Annotated in this window: 6 protein-coding genes; all 6 read left to right on the top strand. The window is 61.9% G+C overall.

Annotated features, from left to right (window positions below; translation table 11 throughout):
• Positions 1–3: 3 nt before the first annotated feature.
• The 6 genes from NXS98_RS10030 (at position 4) to NXS98_RS10005 (ending at position 26,550) form a co-directional block, all read left to right on the top strand.
• The gene (locus NXS98_RS10030; protein ID WP_283848155.1) at positions 4–1,560 is read left to right on the top strand and encodes a glycoside hydrolase family 43 protein; all 1,557 of its coding nucleotides are present in this window, start codon (positions 4–6) and stop codon (positions 1,558–1,560) included.
• A gap of 22 nt (positions 1,561–1,582) precedes the next feature.
• Positions 1,583–2,467, top strand: a complete 885-nt coding sequence (locus NXS98_RS10025) for a sialate O-acetylesterase (RefSeq protein WP_283844827.1) — start codon at positions 1,583–1,585, stop codon at positions 2,465–2,467.
• A 158-nt stretch (positions 2,468–2,625) separates the two neighbouring features.
• Positions 2,626–6,441: an alpha-L-arabinofuranosidase family protein gene (locus NXS98_RS10020; RefSeq protein ID WP_283844826.1), complete on the top strand. Its 3,816-nt coding sequence runs from the start codon at positions 2,626–2,628 to the stop codon at positions 6,439–6,441.
• Positions 6,442–6,443: 2 nt separating this feature from the next.
• Positions 6,444–8,453 carry an alpha-L-arabinofuranosidase family protein gene (locus tag NXS98_RS10015; RefSeq protein WP_283844825.1) on the top strand — a complete coding sequence of 670 codons (2,010 nt, stop codon included), beginning with the start codon at positions 6,444–6,446 and terminating at the stop codon, positions 8,451–8,453.
• A gap of 14 nt (positions 8,454–8,467) precedes the next feature.
• Positions 8,468–9,631: an endo-1,4-beta-xylanase gene (locus tag NXS98_RS10010; protein ID WP_283844824.1), complete on the top strand. Its 1,164-nt coding sequence runs from the start codon at positions 8,468–8,470 to the stop codon at positions 9,629–9,631.
• Between the two features lie 212 nt (positions 9,632–9,843).
• Positions 9,844–26,550: an RCC1 domain-containing protein gene (locus tag NXS98_RS10005; protein WP_283844823.1), complete on the top strand. Its 16,707-nt coding sequence runs from the start codon at positions 9,844–9,846 to the stop codon at positions 26,548–26,550.
• Positions 26,551–26,576: the final 26 nt, after the last annotated feature.

Below are 26,576 nucleotides of genomic sequence, written 5' to 3'. Positions count from 1 at the left end.
GCCATGGGCATCGGTCTGGCTGTGGCGGACACCCTCCCGGCCGCTGAACCGGCTGCCCAGGCCCGCAACCCCATCATTTGGGCTGATGTGCCGGACATGTGCATGGTCCGCGTGGGCGACACCTATTACATGGCCAGCACCACCATGCATCTCAGCCCTGGCCTGCCCATCATGAAATCCAGGGATTTGGTCAACTGGGAAATGGCCAGTTACGCCTACGCCACCCTGGCGGACAATGACGCCCTCAATCTGCAAAACGGCCGCAACGCCTACGGCGCCGGCTCCTGGGCGCCCAGCATTCGTTTCCACAAGGGCCGCTTTTACGCCTCCACTTTTGCCAACACCTCCGGCCGCACCCACATCTACCACACCCTCGACCCCGACAAAGGGCCCTGGGAGGAAATCTCGTTTCGTCCCTCCCTGCACGACCACACGCTGTTTTTCGATGACGACGGCCGCACCTATATGATTTACGGCGTGGGCAACCTGCGCCTGGTGGAGCTGAAGGAAGACCTCACCGGCCTCAAACCGGACGGCATCAATCAGGTCATCATCACCAACGCCATCTCCGTGGCGGGCGCCACCGCCGGGCTGGCGGGGGAAGGCTCGCAACTTTGGAAAATCAACGGCAAGTATTACCTCTTCAACATCATCTGGCCGCGCGGCGGCATGCGCATGGTCATCATTCATCGCGCCGATAAAATCACCGGCCCCTGGGAAGGCCGCGTCGCCCTTCAGGACAAAGGGGTGGCCCAGGGCGGGCTGATTGATACTCCCAAGGGCGATTGGTACGCCTACCTCTTCCGCGACTATGGCGCCGTCGGGCGCATCCCCTACTTGGTGCCTGTCAAATGGGTGGACGGCTGGCCTGTTTTGGGCGTGGACGGCAAGGTGCCCGATACCTTGCCGCTGCCTCCCAGCCGCGGCCTCATTCCCGGCATCGTGGCCTCGGACGAGTTTGACCGCAAACCCGGTGACCGCCCCCTGCCTCTGGTGTGGCAGTGGAATCACAATCCCGACAACCGCTTCTGGTCCGTCACGGCGCGCCCGGGCTTCCTGCGGCTCACCACCGGCCGGGTGGACAAGGACTTTCTCCAGGCCCGCAACAGTTTGACTCAGCGCACCCTCGGCCCCGAGTGCTCCGGGAGCGTGGCTGTGGATGTTTCCGGCATGAAGGACGGCGATTGCGCGGGGCTGGCCTTGTTGCAGCGCAACTATGGTTTGGTGGGCGTCAAGCAGGAGGGCGGGACTCGCCACCTGGTCATGGTCAGCGTTCAAAACGGCCCCCCCACCGAGGCCGCAAGGGTTCCCTTGCAGCAGAACACCGTCCATCTCAAGGCCGAATGTGATTTTAACAACCGCCGCGACGTGGCTTGGTTTTATTACAGCCTCGACGGTAAAACGTGGACCCGCATCGGCAGCGAACTGAAAATGACCTACACCCTCCCGCATTTCATGGGCTATCGCTTTGCCCTCTTTAATTACGCCACCCAGGAACCGGGCGGCCACGTGGACTTTGATTACTTCCGCATCAGCGACCGGATGACTGAACCGCGTTAGCCCTCATGAATCACCCTTGCGTATGAATCGCATCCAGGACGGTCTCGCGCGTTTTGCCTGCCTGTTGGGGACTTTGTGCGTGGGCCTTTTGGCGGCCCGGGCGCAATCCACCAACTTCTATGTTTTCCTCTGCTTCGGTCAATCCAACATGGAAGGCTTCCCCGGCCTTGAAGCGCAGGACAAAGGGCCGGTGAATGAGCGTTTTCAAGTCCTGGCCGCCGTGGATTTTCCCACGCTGGGGCGCAAACAGGGCCAATGGTATCCCGCCATCCCGCCTCTTTGCCGGCCCAGTGCTGGCCTTTCACCGGCGGACTATTTTGGGCGGACCCTGGTCTCCAATCTGCCGCCCCACCTCAAAGTGGGGGTGGTCAACGTCTCGGTGGCGGGCTGCAAAATTGAGCTTTTTGACCCGGACAACTTCCAGTCCTACGCCGCCACCGCTCCGCCTTGGATGCAGAACATCATCAAAGGCTACGGTGGCAACCCTTATGCCCATCTCGTGGCCATGGGCCGGCGCGCGCAGCAGGACGGCGTCATTAAAGGCATCCTGCTCCATCAGGGCGAATCCAACACCAACGACAAGGATTGGCCGCGCAAGGTCAACGCCATTTACCAGCGCCTGTTGCACGACTTGCAACTGCGTGCTGAGGACGTGCCCTTGCTGGTGGGCGAACTGGTGCCCGCCGACCAGAAGGGGGCCTGCGCCAGCATGAACAAAATCATCCAGACGCTGCCCCAAACCATTCCCACCGCGCACGTCATCTCCGCCCAAGGCTGCGCCGCCCGCGCGGACCGGTTGCACTTTGCCCCGGAAGGTTACCGGGAACTGGGCCGGCGCTACGCGGCAAAAATGCTTTCCCTTTTGGGATATGAACCTGGCCGTGCCCGGCCGGGAAACGCGCAATGATTACCATGCACGCTGTGCTGTTCACTCAAAAAATGAACAGTGACGCCGCGGGGCGAAAGCACCGGACGGTGTGCGCAAAACCATCGCCGGTTCTGCGGCTCGACGGGGAGGCTTTGGCTGGATGGCGGAAGGATAAATCACCCAAAACACCCACAACCATGAAAACCCAACTCACCACTCTGTTGTTGTCGGCCTTGCTCCTGGGCCAGTTTGGCCAGGCGCAAACCAATGCACCGGCGGATGATTGGAAGCCTTCGGTTTTGAATCAACCGGGCAAACAATATCCGCAAGTCAACTCCGAGCGCCGCGTGCGCGTGCGCATTGTAGCCCCCCAGGCCCAGAATGTGGTGCTCGACTTTCTGGGCGGCACCAAATACCCGCTCACCAAGGGCGAGGACGGCGCCTGGACGGGCATGTCCAATCCCATGGACGAAGGTTTCCACTATTATCAACTGGTCATAGACGGCGCTGGCGTGCCCGACCCCGGCACCCTCTATTTTTACGGCGGCAGCCGCTGGGGCAGCGCCGTGGAGGTGCCGGCGCACGACCAGGATTTTTACGCGCTGAAGAACGTGCCGCACGGGCAGCTTCGGCAGGTGTGGTTTTACTCGAAAAACGCCAATGCCACGCTGCGCTGCTTTGTCTATACCCCGCCGGATTATGACCAGAACGTCACCAAGCGTTACCCCGTGCTCTATTTGCAGCATGGCGGGGGCGAGGACGAAACTGGCTGGGGCAGCCAGGGCTTTACCGGCCGCATCATGGACAATTTGATTGCCGCGGGCAAAGCCCGATCCTTCATCATCGTCATGGCCAACAGCTACGTGCCGGGCGCGTTTGGGCCGGGACGCGGCCCGGCGCCCGCTCCAGCACCAGCGCCAGCGCCAGCCGCCACGCCCACTGCTGCCGGTGATCCGCCGCCGGCACCCGCGCCGCCGCCGCCCGGTAGAGGCCTGATGGGTCCTGGCGGGAGGATGTTCAATTTTGGCCCCTTCGAGCGCGTGTTGGTGGATGACCTGATTCCCTTTATTGACGCCAACTTCCGCACGCTTGCGGATCAGCCGCACCGCGCCATGGCCGGCCTCTCGATGGGCGGCATGCAGACCCGGGCCATCACCCTGGCCAACCTCGACAAGTTTTCCCACATTGGCGTGTTCAGCGGCGGCAGCATCTCCCTCTCCAACATCACCGACCTGGCGAAGTTCAAGGAGAAAGTCAAACTGGTGTTTATCAGTTATGGCAGCCGCGAGAACGGCGCGGCCATTGCCAAAGCCAACGTGGAGGCGTTGAAACAAGCCGGCATCAACAGCGTCTATTATGAGTCGCCCCAAACCGGCCACGAATGGCAATCCTGGCGGCGCAGCCTCTATCAGATGGCGCCGTTGTTGTTTGAGGATTTGCCGCTGCCTCCGGCCATTGCCATTCCGCCTGCCGCCGCAGCGCCGGCTGGCCAGCCTGCCCCGGCCACATCCGCCGCCCCCGCTGCGGGGGCTGGCGCCAAGATTATTCGCATCAAGGCCGGCCAGGACACCCCTTTCAAGGACTCCGCCGGCAATATATGGGAGGCTGAGCGCGGATTTGAAGGCGGCGCGACGGTGGGCCGCGACCCTGCCACGGTGATTGCCAACACCAAGGATCCGGGCCTTTATCTGACGGAGCGCTATTCCATGGAATCGTTTTCCCTGCCGCTGCCCAACGGCAAGTATGTGGTGAAACTGCACTTTGCCGAGACGTTTGAGGGCATCACCGGTCCGGGGCAACGCGTCTTCTCCTACAACGTGCAAGGGCGCGAATTTAAGGACTTTGATATTTGGGCGAAAACCGGCGGTCCCAACCGCGCCTACATCGAGACGGTGCCGGTGGAAATCACCAATGGCATGTTGCGGATTACCTTCACCCCGAAGGTGGAGAACCCGGAAATCAATGCCATTGAAATCATTCCCGAGGCCCTGGCCGGGGCTGCGCCGTCCACTCCCGCGCCTGCGGCAGCGCCGGCGCCGGCGCCCGCCCCTGCCGCGCCAGCCACTCCCCCCGGCGCCTCTGCGGCCACCGGCCCGATGCCGGTGCTCCAGATTGATGCCGGAAAGGTGACCGGCCAAGTCAGCCCGCTGTTGTATGGCTTGATGACCGAGGAAATTAATTTTTCCTACGAAGGCGGCCTCTACGCGGAGCTGATTCGCAATCGCTCCTTCAAAGCAAACCCCAAAGAGCCGGTCTATTGGAGCGCGGTGGGCGAGGCCACGCTGGCGCTGGACCCCTCCCAGCCGCTGAATGAAGCTTTAAATCTGAGCCTGAAAGTGGACGCCTCGCGGGCCTCGGCGGCCGCTCCGGCGGGCATTGCCAATGGCGGATTTTGGGGCATCCCGGTGCGTCCCAACACCACCTACCGCGCCACGTTTTATGCGCGGGCCGAGCAGTTTTCCGGCCCGCTCACGCTCTCGCTCGAAAGCCAGGACGGCAAGCAGGTGTTTGCCACCGCGGTGGTGCCGAAGATTACCGGCCAGTGGCAGAAGTACCAGGTCCTCTTGAAAACCAAAAAAGCGCCCGTCTCCAAGGACAATCGCTTCGTCATCACCACCACCCAGCCCGGCCTGATTTGGTTTCAGCACGTCTCGCTTTTTCCGCCCACTTACAAGAACCGCCCCAATGGCACGCGCCCGGACATCATGCAGCTCCTGGCTGACATGCAGCCCAAAACCCTGCGTTTTCCCGGGGGCAATTACCTCGAGGGCAACAATCTGGCCGAGCGGTTTGATTGGAAGAAAACCATCGGGCCGGTGGAGCAGCGGCCGGGCCATCGCAGCCCCTGGGGCTATTGGTCCACCGACGGTTTTGGGCTGTTGGAGTTTTTGGAGTGGTGCGAAGATTTGAACATGGAGCCTATCATGGGCGTGTTTGCGGGCTACACCCTCGACCGCAAATACATTGAACCCGGCCCGGCCCTGGAGCCTTATGTGCAGGAGGCGCTGGAGCAAATCGAGTATGTCATCGGCGATACCACCACCCGCTGGGGCGCCCAGCGCGCACGTGACGGCCACCCCAAGCCCTTCAAGTTGAATTTTGTGGAAATTGGCAACGAAGACTGGTTTGACCGCAGCGGCAGTTATGACGGTCGTTTCGCTCAATTTTATGATGCCATCAAGGCCAAGTACCCCCACCTCAAGGTCATTTCCTCCATCGGCTACGAGCATCCCAGCCAGATTGTCCGCAGCCGCGTGCCCGATTTGGTGGATGAGCATTATTACCGCTCCCTGGAGGAGATGATGGCCCACGCGCTTGATTACGACCGCTATCCCCGCACCAACGTCACGAAAATCTATTGCGGCGAATGGGCCACGCGGGTTGGCTCCCCCACCCCCAACATGGCAGGCGCCCTGGGGGACGCCGCCTGGATGACCGGCATGGAACGCAATTCCGACATCGTCCTGATGCATTGCTACGCGCCGTTGTTTGTCAACGTCAGCCAGCTCACCGGCCAGGGCCGCTCCATGCAATGGAGCTCGGATTTGATTGGTTATGACGCGCTGACCAGCTACGGTTCACCCGCTTATTACGCCCAGCAAATGTTCAGCACCATCCACGGCGATGAAATCCTGGCGACCGACACGCAAAATGTCCCCACCCGCACCTGGCAGCCGCGCGCCCCGCGCGGCGGAGCGCCCCCGCCGCCGCAGCCCATTCGCGAGATGTTTTTCAGCGTCACCCGCCGCCGCGCCACCGGAGAAATCTTTGTGAAAGTCGTCAATATCGCTGACCGCCTGCAACCGCTGGCCATCCAAATCAGCGGCGCGCCGCGCCTCCGCGCCGATGGCGAGCTGGTGCAACTGGCCGCCAACGCCCTCACGGACACCAACTCCATCGAGCAGCCGCGCAATATCGTGCCGCGCACGCAAAAAATCCGGGGCCTGAGCGCCAGCTTCATCCGCGAATTCCCTCCCTTCTCCATTTCCATTTTGAAACTTCGCAGCCGTTAAACATGCGCCGCAACTTCGCCTCCCGCCTCCGTTGGGCCGTGGCCTTGGCCGCTTGGGCCTGCAGCCTCGCCACTGGTTTCCCCGCCCAGCCCGTCAGCCTTGCCATCAAGGCCGGCGAGCCGGGCAGGGCGATTAGCCCCGATATTTTTGGCGTGTTTTTTGAGGACTTGAATTACGCCGCGGACGGCGGGTTGTATGCCGAGCTGATTCAAAACCGCTCCTTTGAATACAGTCCCACCGAACAACCCGACTGGCATCCCCTCAAATTTTGGGAGGTCATCAAACGCGGCGGCGGCGACGGCTCGGTCAGCGTGGCCGAAATGCGGCCCATCCACGAAAACAATCCTCATTACGCGCTCCTCACCGTGCGGCGGCCGGGGGAGGGGGTGGGACTGGCCAATGAGGGATTTGACGGCATCCCCCTGCAAGCAGGCGAAACGTACGAGGCCTCCTTCTGGACTTATCAAGCCTTCATGGGCGAAATGTGGGGGCGCGGGGACAACAACCGCCCCATGCCCGTCACCCTGCGTCTGGAGACTCGCAGCGGCGAAACCCTGGCTGAGGCCGCCTTCCAAATCAAAGGCCGCGATTGGCGGCGCGTCAGCGCCAAACTCAAGCCCGCCCGCACCGTCAGCGATGCGCGACTGGTCCTCCTGGCCCATGAGGCCGGCGGCCTGGCGCTCGACATGGTCTCCCTCTTTCCGGAAAAAACTTTTCGCCACCGCCCCAACGGGCTGCGCGCGGATTTGGCCCAGGCCGTGGCGGATTTGCAGCCCAAGTTTATGCGGTTTCCGGGCGGCTGCCTCGTCCACGGCGGGGGCGTGCATCGTTTCTACAATTGGAAGGAAACCATCGGCCCGGTCGAGCAGCGCCGCGCCCGGCGCAACCTCTGGGGCTATCACCAGACCATGGGCCTGGGCTATTTCGAGTATTTCCAATTCTGTGAAGACATCGGCGCCAAGCCGCTGCCCGTGGTGAGCGCCGGCGTCTGCTGCCAGCATGCCGGCAGCTCGCCCAATCGCGGCCAGGAGGGACTCCCCCTGGCGGAAATGCCGGCCTACATCCAGGACGTGCTGGATTTAATTGAATGGGCCAACGGCCCGGCCACCTCGAAATGGGGCGCCCAACGCGCCGCCGCCGGCCATCCCGAGCCGTTTGGCCTGAAATACCTGGGCGTGGGCAACGAGGATGCCATCACGCCCATTTTTAAGGAACGTTTCCGCATGATTTACGAGGCCATCAAGGCCAAACACCCCGAAATCGTGGTCATTGGTACCTCCGGCCCTTTTGCTGCGGGACGTGATTTTGACGAAGGCTGGGCCTTTGCGCGTGAATTGAAGCTGCCGCTGGTGGATGAGCATTACTACGTGCCGCCTCAATGGTTTTGGGACAACTTGTCCCGCTACGACCGCTATGACCGCAACGGCCCCAAGGTGTATGTGGGCGAATACGCCGCCCATGACCGCGACCGCCGCCGCAATTCGCTGCGCTCCGCCCTCGCCGAGGCCGCAGGCATGACCGGTTTCGAGCGCAACGGCGACGTGTTGCAATTTGCCTCCTACGCGCCTCTCTTTGCCCGCCGTGGCCATACCCAGTGGCATCCTGACCTCATTTATTTCAACAGCACCCGGGTTTTCCTCACGCCCAATTATTACGTGCAGCAGTTGTTCAGCCGCAACAGCGGCAACCGCGCACTCGACCTGGCCTTCCAAGGGGCAAGGCCAGCCACCTTGGCGGCCTCCGCCGTGCGCGATACTCAAAGCGGCCATGTAATCTTGAAAATGGTCAATGGCAGCGACGCGGCCGCCACTTTGCGCATCGAGTTGGAGGGCCTGCCCGCGCGCGATTTGCCCGCCACGCGCATCTTGCTCACCGGCCCCGGCCCGGACGCCTTCAACGCCGATGACCAGCCGCCCGCCGTGAAGCCGGAAACCACCGAAATGACCCTGCGTCCATCTTTTGAGTACACGGCACCTGCTTATTCATTGACGGTATTGCGAATCAAACCCTAAACTCCCGTATCAACATGACTCCACTTCGACCTTTTGCATGGGCCTTCGTCGCATGGGCGATTGGCGCAGGCGCAACTCTGGCGCAAAATCCACCCGCCCCGCCTGCTGCCGCGCCCCCCCCACCCGCCCCGGCAGCACCCCAAAAGCCGCTCAAACAGGCTTTCGCGGGCAAGTTTCTCATCGGGGCCGCCAATGACCTGCGGATGGTCTCGGACGCCGAACGGGAGCACATCAAGCTGCATTACAACGTCATCACGCCGGAGAACTGCATGAAGCCGCAGCCGCTGCAGCCCTCCGAAAACAATTTCAACTGGGCCACCGCCGATGCCTTGGTCAAATGGTGCGAAGAAAACGGAATCAAAGTCTGGGGCCACACCCTCGTCTGGCATGCCCAGACGGGCCGCTGGTTCTTTGAGCCGGGCGCCGACGGCAAGCCCGTCACTCGCGAGCTGGCCATGGAACGGCTGAAGAAGCATATCTTGACGGTGGTGGGCCGTTACAAGGGCCGTATCATCGGCTGGGACGTCGTGAACGAAGCCATCAGTGACCGCGGAGACGACTCCACCGAAAACCTCCGGCAATCCCAATGGCTGCAGAAAATCGGCCCTGATTTTCTGACCCTGGCCTTCAAATGGGCCCACGAGGCCGACCCCAAAGCTGAGCTTTATTACAATGATTATTCCATTGAACAGGGCGCCCTTCGCGGCCGCGGCAAACACGCCAGCTCGCTGCTCCTGCTCAAACGCCTCAAGGCCGAAGGCGCCCCCATTCACGGCGTGGGCATTCAGGGGCACTGGAGCTTGAGCACCAACCCGGAAGAAGTGGAAAAGGCCATTCAAAATTATGCCGCCCTGGGGCTGAAGGTCAGCATCAGCGAGCTGGATGTCACCGCCACGGGCGACAACACCGGCGCTTTCCCTACACGCGGACGCAATGAGCCAATCTCCGAGGAAGCCATCAAGAAACAGGCTGAAGTCTATGCCAAATTGTTTGAGGTGTTCAATCGCCACTCCAAAACTATCACCCGGGTCACCTTTTGGGGATTAAGCGACCGGCGCTCGTGGCGCTCCTGGCAGCGGCCCCTGCTGTTTGATGCCCAACTTCAGCCCAAACCCGCTTACTTCGCCATTCTGGAAGTCGCGGAAGGTAAGAAGATAAACTTCTCCCAACCGAAATAACGGCCCGGCTTCCGTCAGCAAGGCGGAAGCTTCCACAATATCTTAAATTTGAGAACAAACGATAACGATAACGTTGTCGTTTTTACAACTTTAATAAGGCGTTCTTCTGCGCACAGTTTTTGCTTTATCAAGGATGTGAAATTTGTTATAGTATTTTCAACTCAAGCACCTTTTTTTTGTTCGTGTTATTAGTATAACTTAACTCCATAATCATGAAAGCCAAGAACTTCTTGAAGCCCCAGTGGCATTTGTGGGCCACTGTGGCGGGGGTGATGATTTGGCTGATGCCCCACCTCACTCCCCTCCAGGGTGCTTCGTATGTCTGGCGGGGAGGCAGCGGCCCTTGGAATGTGGCCACCAACTGGAATCCCACCGGCGTGCCCGGGCCGGGAGACGAAGCCACTGTCAATGATGGTAACATCGTGCTCCCAGCCTCCACCAACCAGTTCATGGTGGGTTACTTGTATCAGCATGGCGGCACCATTAGTGGGGCCAATACGCTGGTAGTCGAAAATTACTATTACTGGCAGGCCGGCACCCTGGGCGGCGGCGGTGGGCGCCTGGTGGCCATGGCCAATGCAACCATCGAGAACACCAACACCGTCGTCCTGCAAGATTGGACCCTGGAAGTGCGGAGCTACGGCCGCTGGGCCGGAGAAGCGCCCCTGTTTCTCCACACCGGCGCCGTCATCACCAACTGCGGTTATTTCGACATCAACGTCTCCCAACCCATCATCAGCAGCAATCTCAATGTGCGCCTTGTTAACACCGGCACCATCCTTCTCACCAGCACGGGCACGGTGGTGTTGAACCCGGAGGATTTTGGGACGCCCTTGATGACTGTTCAGAATGAGGGCTCGCTGGAAATCCACTCGGGCAAATTGCTCCTCGACCAGGCCACCCTGACCTTGGGGAGCAATTCCGTAGTTCGCTATTATCTCACCGGCACTAATGCAATCACAGACTACGGCTTCATTGAGAGTTACCAGACCATCGCTTTGAATGGCCGGCTGGAAGTCCAGTTGGAGCCGCTCTATCCCTGGCCGCAGGATTACCAAGTTACCCTGATTCGGGGTTATATCTCAGGGGATTTCCTTCAGGCCGATTTTTCGCCCAGCGACCGGGCTTATTATTTGGAATTGAACGGCTGGCCGTGGGGGGAAATTAACCTGTTCGTGCAGGGGCTGGTGCCCCATATCACCCAAAATGCCGAATCGTGGGAAGGCCCGCCCGGCAAGGAGATTGTCATCACCTGCTTTGCCGACGGCACGCATCCGCTGTTTTTCCAATGGTACAAGGATGGGCTTCCCATCCCTTTGGCCAACCAGGACTACCTCCAGTACCTCCAGTCTGCCCCCACCCATCGGGGAAATTATTATTGCGTGGTCAGCAACCTCTACGGCGCCATCACCAGCCAGGTGGCCACCGTCTCCGTCGTCGCCCCCCCGCGGTTGCTCTCCTTCACCCTCACGGGGAATACGATGGTTATTACTGTCCAAGCTTCTTCCGATTCCGGGGAATTGATGGTGGAAAGAAGCCATATTCCCCAAGGGGCTTTTAGCTTGGTTACCAATGCCTTGGGCCTATCGGGGCAAATTCACACAGTTAACGATACTAATGTAATTCCTGGATTTTGGCATTTTTATCGGATTGCCGCACGAGGGCCCTTGGGGACGACAATCTTTGCCACCAACGTTTTCGGCTGTGGGGGGTATGAGTTGCAACTAGGCTACAATTTGATCGCGCAACCTTTTAGGACCAGCGATAACTCCCTCAACAGCGCTTTTTGGGGGCCGCCAGAAAATGCGCGGGTCGTCTTGATTAACAGCAACCGGTTGGAGACATATAACTATTCCACGTTGTATGGATGGTTGGACGAGAGCTTTGTTCCCGCAGCGCGGTTGCTGAAGCCCGGGGAGGGCTTCTATTTCTACAATCCTTTGGGCGGGCCATTCCTATTGCGAATGCTAGGCGAGCTTCCTGTGGGCCATCTGACCAATGCGGTGCCGGAGATGAAATGCGTTCTTTCTCCCTTGTTTCCTACTCGCGACTTCACTGGATTTCCCGCCATGGAAGGTGATAAAATCTGGATTTTCAATGAGCTGGCACAGCAATTCCAGCCCTATTTTTTCACCAATGGATTATGGCAGCCCTCTTATCCGTTCATGTTTCCGCATAAAGCCTTTTGGTTCGAGCCGGCGTTGCCTCTGCCGGGGGGCGGAGTGAATCCGCGGCCATGGACGGATGGGCTTTTTAACAGTGGCCCCCCCGAAGATTACGGTTATTTATATTCTCCAGTAGTTTACTCCGGCCCTGCGCATCCCCTAGTGCCCCAGGCGCCTTCGGTGGCGCCGCCTGTCATCACCCAACAGCCCGCCTCGCAAACCGTGCCGGAGGGCCTGCCCGCGCAATTCCAAGTGGTGGCCACCGGTGATCCTCCGCTTTATTACCATTGGTATTTCCAAGGCACAATGGTTCAAACGGGGACCAATCCCGTCTTTTCCATACCGGCCGTTAACTCCTCCGTGGCCGGTTCTTACTTCGTCGTCGTCAGCAACGCCGCTGGTGCCGTCACCAGCCAGGTGGCCACCTTGGATGTGGGGCCTCCTCCCTGGCCGCCTGAAATCTTCCGCCCGCCGCTCGACACGATGGTGACCGTGGGCAAGTTCGCCGAGTTTTACGTGGTCGCTTACGGGCAGGAACCTTTGTATTATCAGTGGTATTTCCAAGGCTCTCCGATTGCTGGGGCCAACGCGACCAATTTATTAATAATCAGTCCCGGTTTTCATCAGAGCGGCCCGTATTATGTGGTGGTAAGCAATGCCTTTGGCGTGGTGACCAGCCAGGTGGCAAACTTGTGGGTCTTTCCTCCGCCGCCAGTGGTGCCTTTGGGGCCAAATTGGGGCCAGCGCGCTGAGGTGTTGCCGGATTTGACCAACGTCATTTCCATGGCCACTCATTTTGACTACTGCCTGGCGGTCCGTGGGGACGGCCGCGTGGTGGGGTGGGGGCGAGACACCGACGGCCAATTGAACATTCCGTGGGAGGCTAATAATGCTGTGGCCGTCGCCGCCGGCGAACGGCACGCTTTGGCACTCATGGCCGATGGCAAGGTGCTGGCATGGGGAGACAATGACTTGGGACAATTGGAGGTCCCCGCCGACCTGACCAACGCCGTGGCCATTGCCGCCGGACATGCCCACTCCGTGGCCCTGAAGGCAGATGGCACTCTGGTGGCTTGGGGTAACGGCGTCGAAGCCCCACCGGGCTGGAGCAATATCGTGGCCATTGCCGCCGGGGATTACCACAGCTTGGCACTCACGGCGGATGGCATAGTCATGGCATGGGGGGCCAACTCGGAAGACCAGCTCATGGTGCCGCCTGGTTTGAGCAACGTGGTGGGGATTGCCGCTGGCTGGCGGCACAGTGTGGCCCTGAAAGCGGATGGCACAGTGGTGGCTTGGGGGGGCAACTCCTTAGGGCAAACCAACGTGCCACCCGGCTTAAGCAACGTCGTTTCCGTGGCGGCGGGCTTGGATCAGACCTTCGCCTTGCGTGCCGATGGCACGCTGGTGACGTGGGGTTTTGTTCCGCCAGAAATTCCGTCCAATCTTAGCAACTTGGTGGCAGTGGCAGGCGGTACGTATTTTGGTTTGGCCCTTATCGGTCATGGCCCGCCACGGGTGACACCGCAAGTAGGAAGAAGACTTGTCCAGCCAGGTGAAAACGCCGTCTTCACTATCCAAGCGGTGGGAGCATGGCCGCTGACTTATCAATGGCGGTTTAATGGCGTGCCCATCCCCGGCGCCAATCAACCCTGGCTGGTGGTGACCAATGTGCGGCCGGAAAATGCCGGGGCTTATCAGGTGGTGGTTCAAAACAGCCGGGGCTCAGTCACCAGCCCGGTCATGACGCTCCAATTGGAAACGCCACCCCCGCCACCCATCACCTCTCAGGTCATAGTTTGGGGCAATAATAATTGGGGAGTGGCCAATGTGCCGCCGGGCTTGACTAATCTTATCGCCCTTGCCGGGGGTTATGATCACTGCCTGGGATTGAGGGCGGACGGTACGGTGGTGGCTTGGGGCCACAATGGTAGTGGCCAAACCAATGTGCCGCCAGGGTTGTCCAACGTGGTGGCCATTGCGGCGGGGGAGTACCACAGTCTGGCCCTGCGCAAGGACGGCACCGTGGTGGGGTGGGGCGGTGATGGCTACGGCCAAGCGGTGCCCCCGCCGGGCCTCAGCAACGTCGTGGCCATCAGCGCGGGTGCAATGCATAGCTTGGCCTTGAGGGCCGATGGTACCGTGGTGGCTTGGGGTTACAATTGGGAAGGCCAGGGTTATGCACCTGAGGGTTTACGGGATATTGTCGCTATTGCGGCCGGCCATGAGCACAACATGGCCCTGCGCGCGGACGGCACCGTCGTGGTGTGGGGCAACAACTGTTGCGACCAGGTGTTTGTGCCACCTGGTCTCACTAATGTGGTGGCCATCGCGTCGGGCGGCGCTCATTGCCTGGCGCTGCGTTCTGGCGGCACCGTGGTGGCTTGGGGGGACAATGACTTGGACGCCACCAGTGTGCCTGCCGGTCTCAGTAATGTCGTGGCCATAGCCGCCGGTTATTCTCACAGTCTGGCACTCCAGGCTGATGGCACGCTGGTGGGATGGGGGGAATACAATTACAGCGTTAGTGCCACCAATATGCCAGCGGGTTTGTCTCAGGTGGTCGCGATAAGCGGGGGAGATAATTACAGTGTAGCCTTGATGGGGAATTGTCCGCCCCGGCTGGCACCGCAGGTTGCCCAGACCCGGGTCCAGGAAGGGGGCCGGGCCGTGTTTTATGCCGCTGGCACAGGCCAGCGCCCCATGACCTACCAGTGGAGGTTGAATGGCCTGCCGTTGACGGGCGCTACTCAACCTTGGTTTTTCCTGCCCAACGTCCAAAACTTGAACACCGGGGCCTATGACGTGGTGGTGAGCAATCCTTGGGGAGTGGTGACCAGTGCGGTGGCCCATTTGGTCATTGTTTCGCCCCCGCCGCCAGCCAATGTGGTGGTGTGGGGGAACAAGCCCAGAGCCTTGGATTTGTTGCCGCCAGGACTGCATGACGTCACCGCCGTGGCGGCGGGTGAATACTTCAATCTGGCCTTGCGCAGGGATGGAACCTTGAAGGCATGGGGAGAATACTGGACCGGTGGTGATGAGATATACGCACCGATGACCGTCCCTGCGACCCTTTCCAATGTAGTGGCCATTGCGGCAGGCGCGGACCATGCGCTGGCCCTGCTCCATAATGGAACTGTGCAGGGTTGGGGATATAATTATTGGTCACAGATTGATATTCCTTTGGGTCTGAGCAGTGTGATGGCCATAGCTGCTGGCGCAAGGCATAGTGTCGCCTTGCGCGAAGACGGCACCGTTATTGCATGGGGCGGCAATTCCGATGGTCAACTTGATGTTCCTGCGGGCTTGAGTAATGTGGTGGCCATTGCGGCGGGGGCATATCACACCTTGGCTCTTAAGGCTGACGGCAGGGTGGTTGCGTGGGGGGCTAATAATTCCGGCCAAGTCGCGGTCCCCACTTGGTTGAGCAATGTGGTGGCAGTGGCCGCCGGATGGGTCCACAGTCTGGCCTTGCGCGCGGATGGCACGGTGGTGGGATGGGGAGATAACCATTATGGCCAAACCAATGTGCCGCCGGGATTGTCCAACGCGGTGGCCATTGCCTGCGGGTTCCATCATAGCTTGGCCGTGAAGTCGGATGGCACCGTGGTGGCTTGGGGAAGAAATAATTTGGGCCAAACTTCTGTTCCGTTTGGCTTCAGCAACGTGGTGGCCGTTGCGGGAGGCGGCAAACACAGCATCGCGGTGCTGGGCGAAGGCCCGCCCCAGTTGGCGCCTGTCCTGCCTGCGCGGCGGGCCAATGTGGGACAGCCGGTAGTGTTTAGGGTTGCTGCCAGTGGCGAGTGGCCGCTGACTTATCAATGGCTGTTTAATGGCGTGCCCATCCCCGGCGCCAATCAACCCTGGCTGGTGGTGAACAATGTGCGGCCGGAAAATGCCGGCGCCTACCAGGTCGTGGTCCAAAACAGCCGGGGCTTAGTCACCAGCCCGGTCATGGCGCTTCAATTGGAGTCACCACCTGTTACCGCACCAGCGCAGGTGGTGGCTTGGGGATATAATGCCTTTGGCCAGACTAATGTGCCGGCGGGGCTGAGCAATATCATCGGCATTGCTTGTGGAGAGCATCATAGTCTGGCCTTGAAGCGTGACGGCTCGGTGGTGGCCTGGGGGGACAATTCTTATTTCCAAGGCACGGTTCCACCCTGGCTGACCAATGTCATCCAAGTTTCCGCGGGGTATGCCCACAATCTGGCTTTGTTGAATCAGGGAACCGTCGTGGCGTGGGGCAATAATTCATTAAATCAACTCAATGTGCCCCCGGGATTGATGAACGTGGTAGCCGTCTCTGCCAACGCTGCGCACAATCTGGCGCTCTTGGAAGATGGGACAGTGGTGGCTTGGGGGGCCAATGAATCGGGACAATGTAACGTCCCTCCCCAGGCGACCAACATCGTGGCCATTGCGGCGGGTGAAGACTTCAGCCTGGCTTTGCGGGCCGATGGCACGGTGGTGGGGTGGGGAGACAATACTTACGGCCAGGCCAGTCCGCCGGTGGGGCTGAGCAACGTGGTGGCCATCTCTGCTGGGGCCAACCACAGTCTGGCTTTGTTAATGGATGGAAAGGTCATCGGTTGGGGGGCCAATGACCGGGGCCAGCTCAACATCCCGCCCGTTTTGACCAATGCCGTGGCCATCGCGGCGGGTGGAAATCACAGCGTGGCTTTGCGCCCTGACGGCACAGTGATGGTATGGGGCGAGAGCGGCCATGGCGAGCTGCTGGTGCCGCCCGGCCTGACCAACGTGGTGGCATTGGCCGCGGGTTTCGGGCATAGTCTGGCGCTGCTTGGCTCCGGCCCGCCGTTCTTGTTGCCGCAGGTGTTGGAGCGCAAGGGCAGGGTGGGGGGCACCGCCGTTTTCTCGGCCCAAGCCATTGGTCAGCGCCCATTGTCTTATCAATGGTATAACTGGTATGGGCATGTCGTTCCCATTCCCGATGCCACCAATGCCTGGTTGGTTCTCAACGATTTGACCCCGTTCCATGCGCAATATTATGTGGTTGAAGTGGGCAATGCTCTGGGCTTTGTCACCTCCGAGCCACTCTATCTGGAAATCCAACAAGATCATCCCCCCACTATTCTGCAGCATCCGGAGGATACCGTGGCGCGGGCGGGGTCCACGGCAACCTTTACCGTGGTGGCGGAAGCTTTGCCTACGCCCACCTATCAATGGTTCTTTGGCGCGGCTCCCATTGCAGGTGCCACCAACGCCACCCTGACCATCACCAACGTCTCACCGGCCCACGAAGGTTATTATTCTGTCCGCGTCAGCAACTCTTCAGGCAGCGTGGATAGTTTCCCCGCCTATCTGACAGTGATTGAGCAGGACCCTTACATTGAAATCAACGGCGTCTTCAGACCGGATGGCCGGCATCTCTTCCCGGACAACTCACCGGTCCTGGTTTTCCTCACCACGGCTTTCCCCAATGGCAGCATTTATTACTCGACCAACAACTTGCATCCTGACGACGGCCGTCTATACGTCGAACCCTTCGAGGTGCGCCCGCCGGTGATTCTCAAAGCCATCGCCTACAACAGCAACCGCACCGCCTGGACGGCAGTCGTGACCAATCGCCTGGAAATTGGCTGGACATTCCCCCTGTCGTTCAGCACCCCCGGCGGTGGCGCCATCTCGGCCAGCCCGGCCCCCGGGCCGTATCCTTCCAATACGGTGGTCACCTTGTCTGCCATGCCCGCGCCCGGCTGGAGCTTCCTCCGCTGGGAGGGAGACATCAGCTCCACCAACGCGGTTACGCAGGTGGTGATGAATCAGCCGCGGCAGGTTCAGGCCATTTTTGGCACCACCTTGCCCATAACCATTCAAGGCAGCGGGGTGGTGCAGCTCGACCCACCGTTGCGCCTCTTCCCTTATGGCAGCCGTGTGCGGCTCTCGGCCCTGCCCAACGCGGGCTATTATTTCCAACAATGGAATCTGCCCACCGGCACGCCCAATGTCAGTCCGCTGGATTTGGTCCTGACCAATCCCGGCCCTGCGATAATGGCCGTTTTTGCCCCGTTGCCACCCAATACTTATGCGTTAAACACGCTCGTGGTGGGCGGCGGCAACGTCCAGCGCGCCCCGCAGGCCAATTACTATACCAATGGGACGCCCGTCCTCTTAACGGCCCTGCCTGACCCCGGTTACCTCTTCGGCGGTTGGAGCGGCGACCTGGTGGGCACCAATGCCACGGCCGGTTTGGTCATGAATGGCAACCGGACCATCACCGCCCATTTCTTCGAGGCCAGCCGTCTGGCCATCATCGCCCAACCACGCAGCCAGGTGGTGTTGGCAGGCAGCCCGGTGCTGCTCTCGGTCAAGGCCCTGGGGACCAATTTGCATTATCAATGGCTTCATGACGACCTGGCTCTTGAAGGGGCACAATCGGCAGACCTGTACCTTCCGTCAGTCAACGCCAACCAGGGCGGACGATACAAGGTCATCGTCTATAATGACCTCGGAGAATCCCTGGAGAGCGAGGTAGCCTTTTTAACGGTCAATCGCGCGGCCAACCCCCAAACTCAAGCCGTGCTATTTTTGGGCAGTTCGGCCGATGAAGCCGCCCTGGCTGTGGCCGTGCAATCCAACGCCGTTTATGTCGGTGGCGTGATGGAAGTGGGGGCAGGGGAGGCCTTCGGCCTGTGCGTCCCCGCAAACTTCACCACCAACACCTCGCCTACGTGGCAAACCTGGTGGCCGGGGCGTCCGGGCGCTGATGGGTTCAGGGGAGTTTTGGCCACCCCCGCCGGTCCGGTGTTTGCCGGCTACAACGAGCCGCTCCTTTCCGCCGCTCGCGCCGCCAAGGGCGTGCTCGTGCAGTTGGGCGCCAATAACGGGCTGGAAATCTTCTCCCGCCGCACACCGCTCAACGGCGCTTTTGATTACAACGGCGCCGAATACCTCCATGCCATCACCCGCAGCCAGGAGCCGGAGGGCGAGTTCTGGTACGTCACCGGCCAGGGCCAGAGCGGCGCGGAAAGTTACGGGCAGATGTTTGTGGCCAAAGTGACCCCCGGCGGCAGTGAACTCTGGGTCAGCAGTGAGCTTAAGCAAAATACCCCGGCTGAAACCCTCGGGGTCATCAGCACGCCCGGTTTTGCGGTGGATTTGCCGGTGGACTACAGCGTGGGCAATGCCGTGGTGGTCATGGGCGGTGCCGTGTACGTGGCCGGGCGTTGCGACATCGAAGGCATCTCGTATGCCACGCTTTGGAAATTCAGCCGCAACGGCCGGCTGGAGTGGCGGATGTTGGGCTCCCCGGGCGAATACCATGGATTGGCCACCATGAACGGCATCCTGTTTGCCGTGGGCGCCGCCGATAATTTCTGGAGCGGCCAGGATTTCCTGGTGGAAGCCTGGAACAAGGAGGGTTGGATAATCTGGTCCACCATCCTGGACCGCGCCGAGGAAGACGACGTGCTAACCGGTGTCGTGGCCCAAAGCGGCCGGTTATACGCTTGTGGTTACACCTATGGCGGCACCGCAGGGGGCGCAGACGCGGTGGTCCTCAGGTTGGACCCGCAGGAGGGAAGTTTATTGTCCACCCTGCTCCAAGGGTACCATCAGGACGACTTTGCCTACGCCCTCACGATGGACGGGCAATTCCTGTATGTGGCCGGTGAAACCAGCAGCGGCGGGGCTGGCGGCGCCGACGCCGTCCTTTCCCGCCTTTTTGTGCCGGACCTGGTGCCCAACACGCCACCCGTGGTGGCATTCATCAGCCCGGCTGACGGCGCGGAATTCGTCGCTCCTGCCACTGTGACCCTGGAAGTCACCGCCACGGACCCTGACGGCGGAATCCATTCAGTGGAATTCTTCCAAAATGATCAATTCCTTGACCACTTGGTCGAACCCTACTACCGGTTGACACTTAGCAATCTGTGGGCCGGCGAATATGTCTTCAGCGCCAAAGTTACGGACCACCAGGGTGCCTCGGTGGACGCCGTGCCGGTGCGCATTGTCGTCAACAACTATGCGGCCACGCACAAACTGGACTTTGAGGGCGTCAACTTGCTGCCCAGCGGCGTCAGCACGCCATTTGCCCTCAGCAATTACCTGGCCGGTTTCCAGGCGCGTGTCATCAACCTCACGCCCGCCAGCACGGTGCAGGTGGTGCGTGCCACGCAGGTTTATCCGGGCCTCCTCAAACCCTCCAGTGGCTCGAACCTCCTCGAGCAAGTCTCCGCCTCCCGCGGCCCGGTCACCAACCGCTTCGAGTTCCAGCAGGTGCTCGACAGCGTCCGCTTCACCCGCGTGACCGTGCTGGCCGGTGCCGCCGGCGCCAATCACCCCCGCTGGCGGGCGCGCGCCTTCAACCGCTTTGGCATGGAATTAAGCGCGGTGGGCGAAAACGCCCTCTTCTCGCCTCAAGACATCCCGGCGCGCACCTTTACCCTCAACGGCCCGGACATTGCCTCCGTGGTCTTCGAGTCGGATGCGCAGGGCTTGGGCCGGTTCAGCTCGCTGCTGCTGGATGACCTGGTGTTGAACGTGGCCCTTTCTTCCAACAGCGCCCCATTGGTCGTCATCACCGAGCCCGCGCCCAAGTCTCAGTTTGATGGCCCGGCCAACGTGACCGTGCGCGTGACCGCCGAGGATTTCGACGGTCAGGTCAGCAGCGTCAACCTGTGGCTTAACGATTCCCCGGCCGGGTGGGCCATGAATTCTCAGGCCGGCCGCTTCGAGGCCTCCTTTGTGCTCTCCAATTTGGTGGTGGGCACCTATCGCCTGCTGGCCACCGCCTATGACAACGAGGGCGCTTCGCGCGAATCGCCGCCCGTCAGTTTCTCGGTGGTCGCGCCCGCTCCCACCAATGATGATTTTGCCAATCGCGCCCTCTTGACCGGCCTCTCCGCTGCCTACTCTGGCAACAGCGCCGGCGCCACCTTCGAGCCGGGCGAGCCTTACCACGCGGGCGTGCCCGGCGGGCGCTCGGTGTGGTTTGCCTGGACTGCGCCGCAGGATGGGCTGGTCACCGTCACCACCGCCGACAGCACCTTCGACACCGTGGTGGCCGTGTACACAGGAGCTTCCTTGATGGGGTTGGAGGAGGTGGCCTCCAATGACGATGACCCCTCGCAAGCGGACGTCCTGACCAGCCGCCTGTGGTTCACCGCCCGGCGCAACCAGACCTATTACATCGCCGTGGACGGTTACAATGGCGCGGGGGGATTCTACTCGCTCCTGGTCAGCATGAACATGCCGCCCACGGTCACCTGGCTCTCGCCGCTGGCGGGCGAAGTGTTGACGGCTCCGGGGCCGGTTCTATTGCGCGCCCAGGCCCAGGACAGCGATGGCGTGGCGCGGATGGAATTCTACCGCGGCAACATCCTGGTGGGCACCGCCACCAACCAGCCGCCCGGCACGCCCTTTACCGGCCAAATCACCCTGACCAATGTGCCGCCGGGTGAATACTTCTTCCGCGCCCGGGCGGTGGATGCCGCAGGCGTGGCCGCTGAGACCCAGCCGGTGCGGGTGACCGTGCGCCCGCCGGCCGCTAACCATGACTTGTTTGCCAACGCGCGCCCGCTCACCGGCCCGGCGGTGTCGGTCACGGATGATAATCGCAGCGCCACCCTCGAACCGGGCGAGCCTGACCCGTGGGGCGGCCTGGCGGGGAATTCCCTCTGGTACCGTTGGACGGCGCCCGCCAGCGGCACGGTGCTCATCAGCACCTTGGGCAGCAGCTTTGACACCTTGCTGGAAGTGTACACCGGCACCACTCTGCAAAACCTGCAACTCCTGGCGCTGGACGATGACGGCGGGGCGGAAATCATGACCCTGGTGGGCGGCGCCGGCCTGGGGGCCAGTTTGCTCACCCTCGAGGTCACCGCGGGGACCACTTATTACATCACCGTCAAGGGCTTCGCGGGCGCCGGCGGCGATGTGCGCCTGAGCCTCGTATTCAATGTCCCGCCCGCGGTGCAGCTCACCCTCAACACCAATCTGGCCCGCTTCACCGCGCCCGGCATCATCCCGCTGGTGGCCTCAACACTGGACGACGGCGTGGTCAAACAGGTGGACTTCTTCCTCAACGAGGAATTGGTGGGCACGAGCGTGAATCCCTTGGCCACCAATCGGTTCACGGCAGCCTTGACGCTGACCAACCTGCCGGCTGGCGATGAATATGTGTTCACCGCGCGCGTGGTAGATGACTTGGGAGCCAGCACCACCAGCATGCCACTCGAGGTTCAAATCCTGGGACAGGCGGAGGAGCCGGCCATTGTCAGCCAGGTGGAGGAGTTGGACGTCGTCCGAGGCCAAACCATTGAACTGACCATCCGCGCACTCGGCACACCCCCGTTGCGTTATCAATGGTTCTTCAATGGCTTCCCGCTCTGGGGCGCCAACAGCGCCACGCTGCTCATTCCCAATGCCTCACCGGCCAACAGTGGTCTGTATTTTGTTCGGGTAAGCAACGCCTATGGCTATGAGGACAGCGAGGCCACCTTGGTGCGGGTGTTCGTGCCGCCGGTCATTACCGCGCCGCCGGAGTCCGTCATTCTGCCGCCCGGCACCTCTGCGGTGTTCTCCGTGACGGCGGTGGGCACACCGCCGCTGCGCTACCAATGGTATCGTTATCAAACTCCGCTGGCGGGGGCGACGGGACCCACCTTGGTGATTACCAACGTTTCCCCCTGGGAAATGGGTGCCTATACGGTGGTGGTGAGCAACCGCGCCGGCCAGGCCCAGGCCACCGCTCAACTCACCGTCTCCGCCGTCCTCGCCCCACCCGCCAGCGTGCCGCGTGATGATTTCTGGGTGCCTGATGGTCCAGTGCATGCCGTGGTCGAAAACGCCGGCACCCTCTACCTCGGCGGCAATTTCCGCATGGTCGGGCCCAACTCAGGTCTGGGCGTGGCCTTGGATGCCACCTCGGCCCGGCCGGACACCGTCTGGCCGCGCGTGGAAGGCGCAGCCATTTACGCCGTGGTACCTGACGGCCGCGGGGGATGGTTTATTGGCGGAGAATTCGTGCGCGTCGGCGGGCTCCCACGCACCAACCTCGTGCATCTGCTCCCGGATAAATCCGTCAATCCCGCCTGGGTGGTGGGAGTCAATGGGCCTGTGCGCGCTCTGCTGCTGCACGAACAAATCCTTTACGTCGGCGGCGAGTTCACCCAGGTCGGGGGACTCCCACGCAATAATTTGGCGGCCATCCGCACCCAGGACGGCGCGCTCCGGCCCTTTGCCCCCAACCCCGATGGACCCGTCCGCGCCCTGGCCCAAGTGGACAGCAAATTATATGTCGGCGGTGAATTCCAAACCATCGGTGGGCTGCCGCGGGCGCGATTGGCCAAGCTGGACCCCAGCGATGGCCAGGTGCGCACCGATTTTGTCATCGGCGTGGACCGCACCATCCATGCCTTCCTGGTGGATGACCACCGCCTGTTTGTCGCCGGCGAATTTGACACCTTGACCAATAACAACGTAACCCTGAGCCGGCCCAAAATCGCCCTTCTTGACACTGAAACTCGCGAGGTCCTGGGCTGGCAGGCCCCCCTGCCCGCAGGCGCCAACGCCCGCGTTTATGCCCTGGCCACGCTGGGTGAAACCCTCTTTGCCGGCGGTGACTTCTCCTTCACCAGCGGCGGCATCACTTACCGGCATCTGGCGGCTTTTGCCCGTCTGGACGGCGCGCTGCGGACATGGAATCCCGGCGCGGGCGGCGTGGTGCGCTCCCTGGCGGCGGGGCCGGATGCCCTTTACGCAGGCGGTCAGTTTTTGACGATGGGCGGCCAGACCCGCATGCGCATGGCGGCGGTGCATCCCGTCACCGCGGCCTTGCTGAATTGGCAGGCACCCGCCAATGGCCCCGTGCGCGCACTGGCCTTGCAGGACAACACCTTGTTTGCCGGCGGCCAGTTCACCGTGGCCGGCGGCGTCCTTCGCAGCAACATCGCCGCTTTGCGCCTGGCCACCGGCCAGACCACCAGTTGGAATCCGGGCGCCAATGGCCCTGTGCGCGCCTTGCTGGTGAGCGGGACCAACCTGTATCTGGGCGGCGAATTCACCGCCGCCGGCGGCGCGGAGCGCAGCCGCCTCGCCGCCATTTCCATCCTCAACGGAGAAGTCACGCCTTGGGATGCCGCCGCCAATGGCGCCGTCCGGGCGCTGGCCTTGGCGGGCAAACGCCTCTATGTGGGCGGCGACTTCTCCAACCTGGCGGGCGCGACGCGGACTTATGCCGGCGCGGTGGATGCCGACACTGCCGCCTTGCTGGATTGGAATCCGGCGCCCGACGGCCCCGTGCTGGCCTTGCGGGCCACGACCAACGGCGCGCAAATTTACCTGGCCGGTGAGTTCAATTCCATCAACGGCACGCTGCGCCCCTTCCTGGCGCGGGTGGACGCCAGCGGCGCGCTCGATGCCTGGAACCCCGCGCCCAACGCCCCCGTCATGGCGCTGGCCCTCCGGGAGACTCCCGCGCCGCTCCTGTATGTGGGTGGCTCCTTCTCGCAAATCGGCGGCGCCGCCCGCCAGCGGCTGGCGGCGCTCGATGCCAGCGGGCTGGCCTTGCCGGAATTCAACGTGCCGGCGCAAAGCGCCACCGGCGATGTGGCCGTGGTGCGGGCCTTGGGCCTCCGGCAAAATGTGTTGGATGTTGGCGGTTGGTTTAATCGCCTGGGCGCCTCCCATCGCAATCATCTGGGGGCCCTGGATGCGGTCTCCGGCGCCGTCACGGAATGGAATCCCGATTTGACGGTGCCGCCCCAGGCGCTGGGCGTGCAGGCCCTGGCTGCCGTGACCAATGTCGTCATTGTCGGCGGCGACTTCACCCGCGTGGGCGGCGACTGGCGGCCGAATCTGGCCGTATTCGCCCCGCGAGGCGCGCCCATCATTGTGGGGCAGCCGCAGGGCAGGGTGGTTACCGCCGGCGGCTCCCATCAGCTCACCGTCACCGCGCGCGGCGCCTGGCCGCTCTATTTCCAGTGGCGGCTCAATGGCGTGAATCTGCCCGGTGCCACCAATGCTACGCTGACGCTCACCAACATCCAACTGGCTCAATGTGGCGCCTACAGCGTGGTGGCCAGCACTCCTTATGGCGTCGCCGAAAGCCTGCCGGCGGAAGTGTTGCTGGACGCGCCGCTGGTGGCCCTGGGGGACCGTTTCACCAACTCCGTGAGCCTGCCCGCCGTGGCTGCCGGCATCGTGCGCGGACAAAACACTGAGGCCACCGGCTTGCAGGATGACCAGTTGCCCACCGGCTTCAAACGCGGCGGCCGCTCCGTCTGGGCCACCTGGGTGGCCCCCACCAACGGCGTGGTGACCGTCAGCACCCTCGGCAGCACCTTCGATACATTGCTTATCGTCCTGCAGGGGAACACCTTGAACTCGCTCATGGTGGTGGAGCGGGATGAAGACTCGGCGGGCAACCTCAATGAGCGCATCACCTTCCCGGTCAGCGAAGGCAATGCCTACCACTTCCTGGTGGATGGCGTGGAAGGCGCCACCGGCACCATCCTCCTGAGCTGGAATTTGTTGGTGGGCGTGACCGACTACCCCATCATCACCGACCAGCCGCGCTCCCGCACCGTGCCCGAAAATTCGCCGGTCAACCTGCAGGTCACCGCCCAGAATGCCGCCACTTATCAATGGTTCTTCCGCGGCCAGCCCATCGCCGGCGCCACCGCCGCCACCTACCAAATCCCGGCGCTCACCCGCGCCCTGATTGGCCCGTATTACGTCATGGTCTATGGCGCCAACCCGGACCGGCGCGCGCAGTCGCGGGTGTTTGTGCTCGAAGTGGGCCAGATGGTGCAGAGCAATCAAACCGTCGTGCTCGAAGACGTCCGCACGCATGACAAATTCGATGACATGCTCCGCGGCACCGGCCCCGGCGGCCAGACCCTCGGCGGCCCGCAACGCCAGTTCTTCGCCTCCGTCTCGGCGGGCAGCTCCGGCACGCAGGTGCTGGACAACTATGGCGCCACCACCGAACCTAACGAACCCCAGCATGGCGGCATCCAGGGCGGCGCCTCGCGCTGGTTCCGCATTGACACGCTGACCAATGGCGTGCTGGTCATTGACACCATCGGCAGCGACATTGACACCGTGCTGGCCGTCTATCAGGGGGAATCCCTGCTGACCCTCCAATTAATTGCCAGCGATGACAATGGCGCCCCGGACGGCGTGCGCAGCCTGGTCCGCATAAATGCCCAGGCCGGCCAGTCCTACCTGGTGGCCGTGGACGGCGTCAACGGCGCCCAGGGCCATATCGTCATGAATTATTTGCTGGCCCTGCCGCCTGCGATTACTGCGCAGCCCGTCAACCAAAGCGTGGCCTCCGGCGGCAGCGCCACCTTCAGCGTGGCCGCCTCCGGCACGGCCCCGCTGGCTTACCGGTGGTATCAGTTGCGCACCGGGCAAACCAACTGGCTCCCCCTGGCCACCGCCACCAATGCCACCTTGGCGCTCACCAATGTCCAGGCCGCCGATGCCGGCTCCTTCCGTGTCGTGGTCTCCAATCCGGCCGCCAGCGTCACCAGCGCCGTGGCCACCTTGACCGTCGAGGCCCCGCTGCGGTTTGCCACCGGCGGCGCCACCAGTTACTCCAACGGCGTGTTCACCTTGAACATCACCGGCAAGGCCGGCCAGATGTTCGTCATTCAAGCTTCCACCAACCTTTCCACCTGGGTGCCCATCAGCACCAACCTGGCCACCGGCTCCCAGGTGCAGTTTGCGGACCCGGCGGCCGCCACTGGCCGCAGATTCTACCGCGCCGTTGGCCTTGAATAACCCACCATGCCCTAGTTGTCCTCCTT

The organism is Fontisphaera persica, from assembly GCF_024832785.1.
Classification (GTDB): Bacteria; Verrucomicrobiota; Verrucomicrobiia; order Limisphaerales; family Fontisphaeraceae; genus Fontisphaera; species Fontisphaera persica.
Note: the sequence above shows the minus strand (reverse complement) of the source record. Positions and strands in the feature narration are given on the sequence as shown.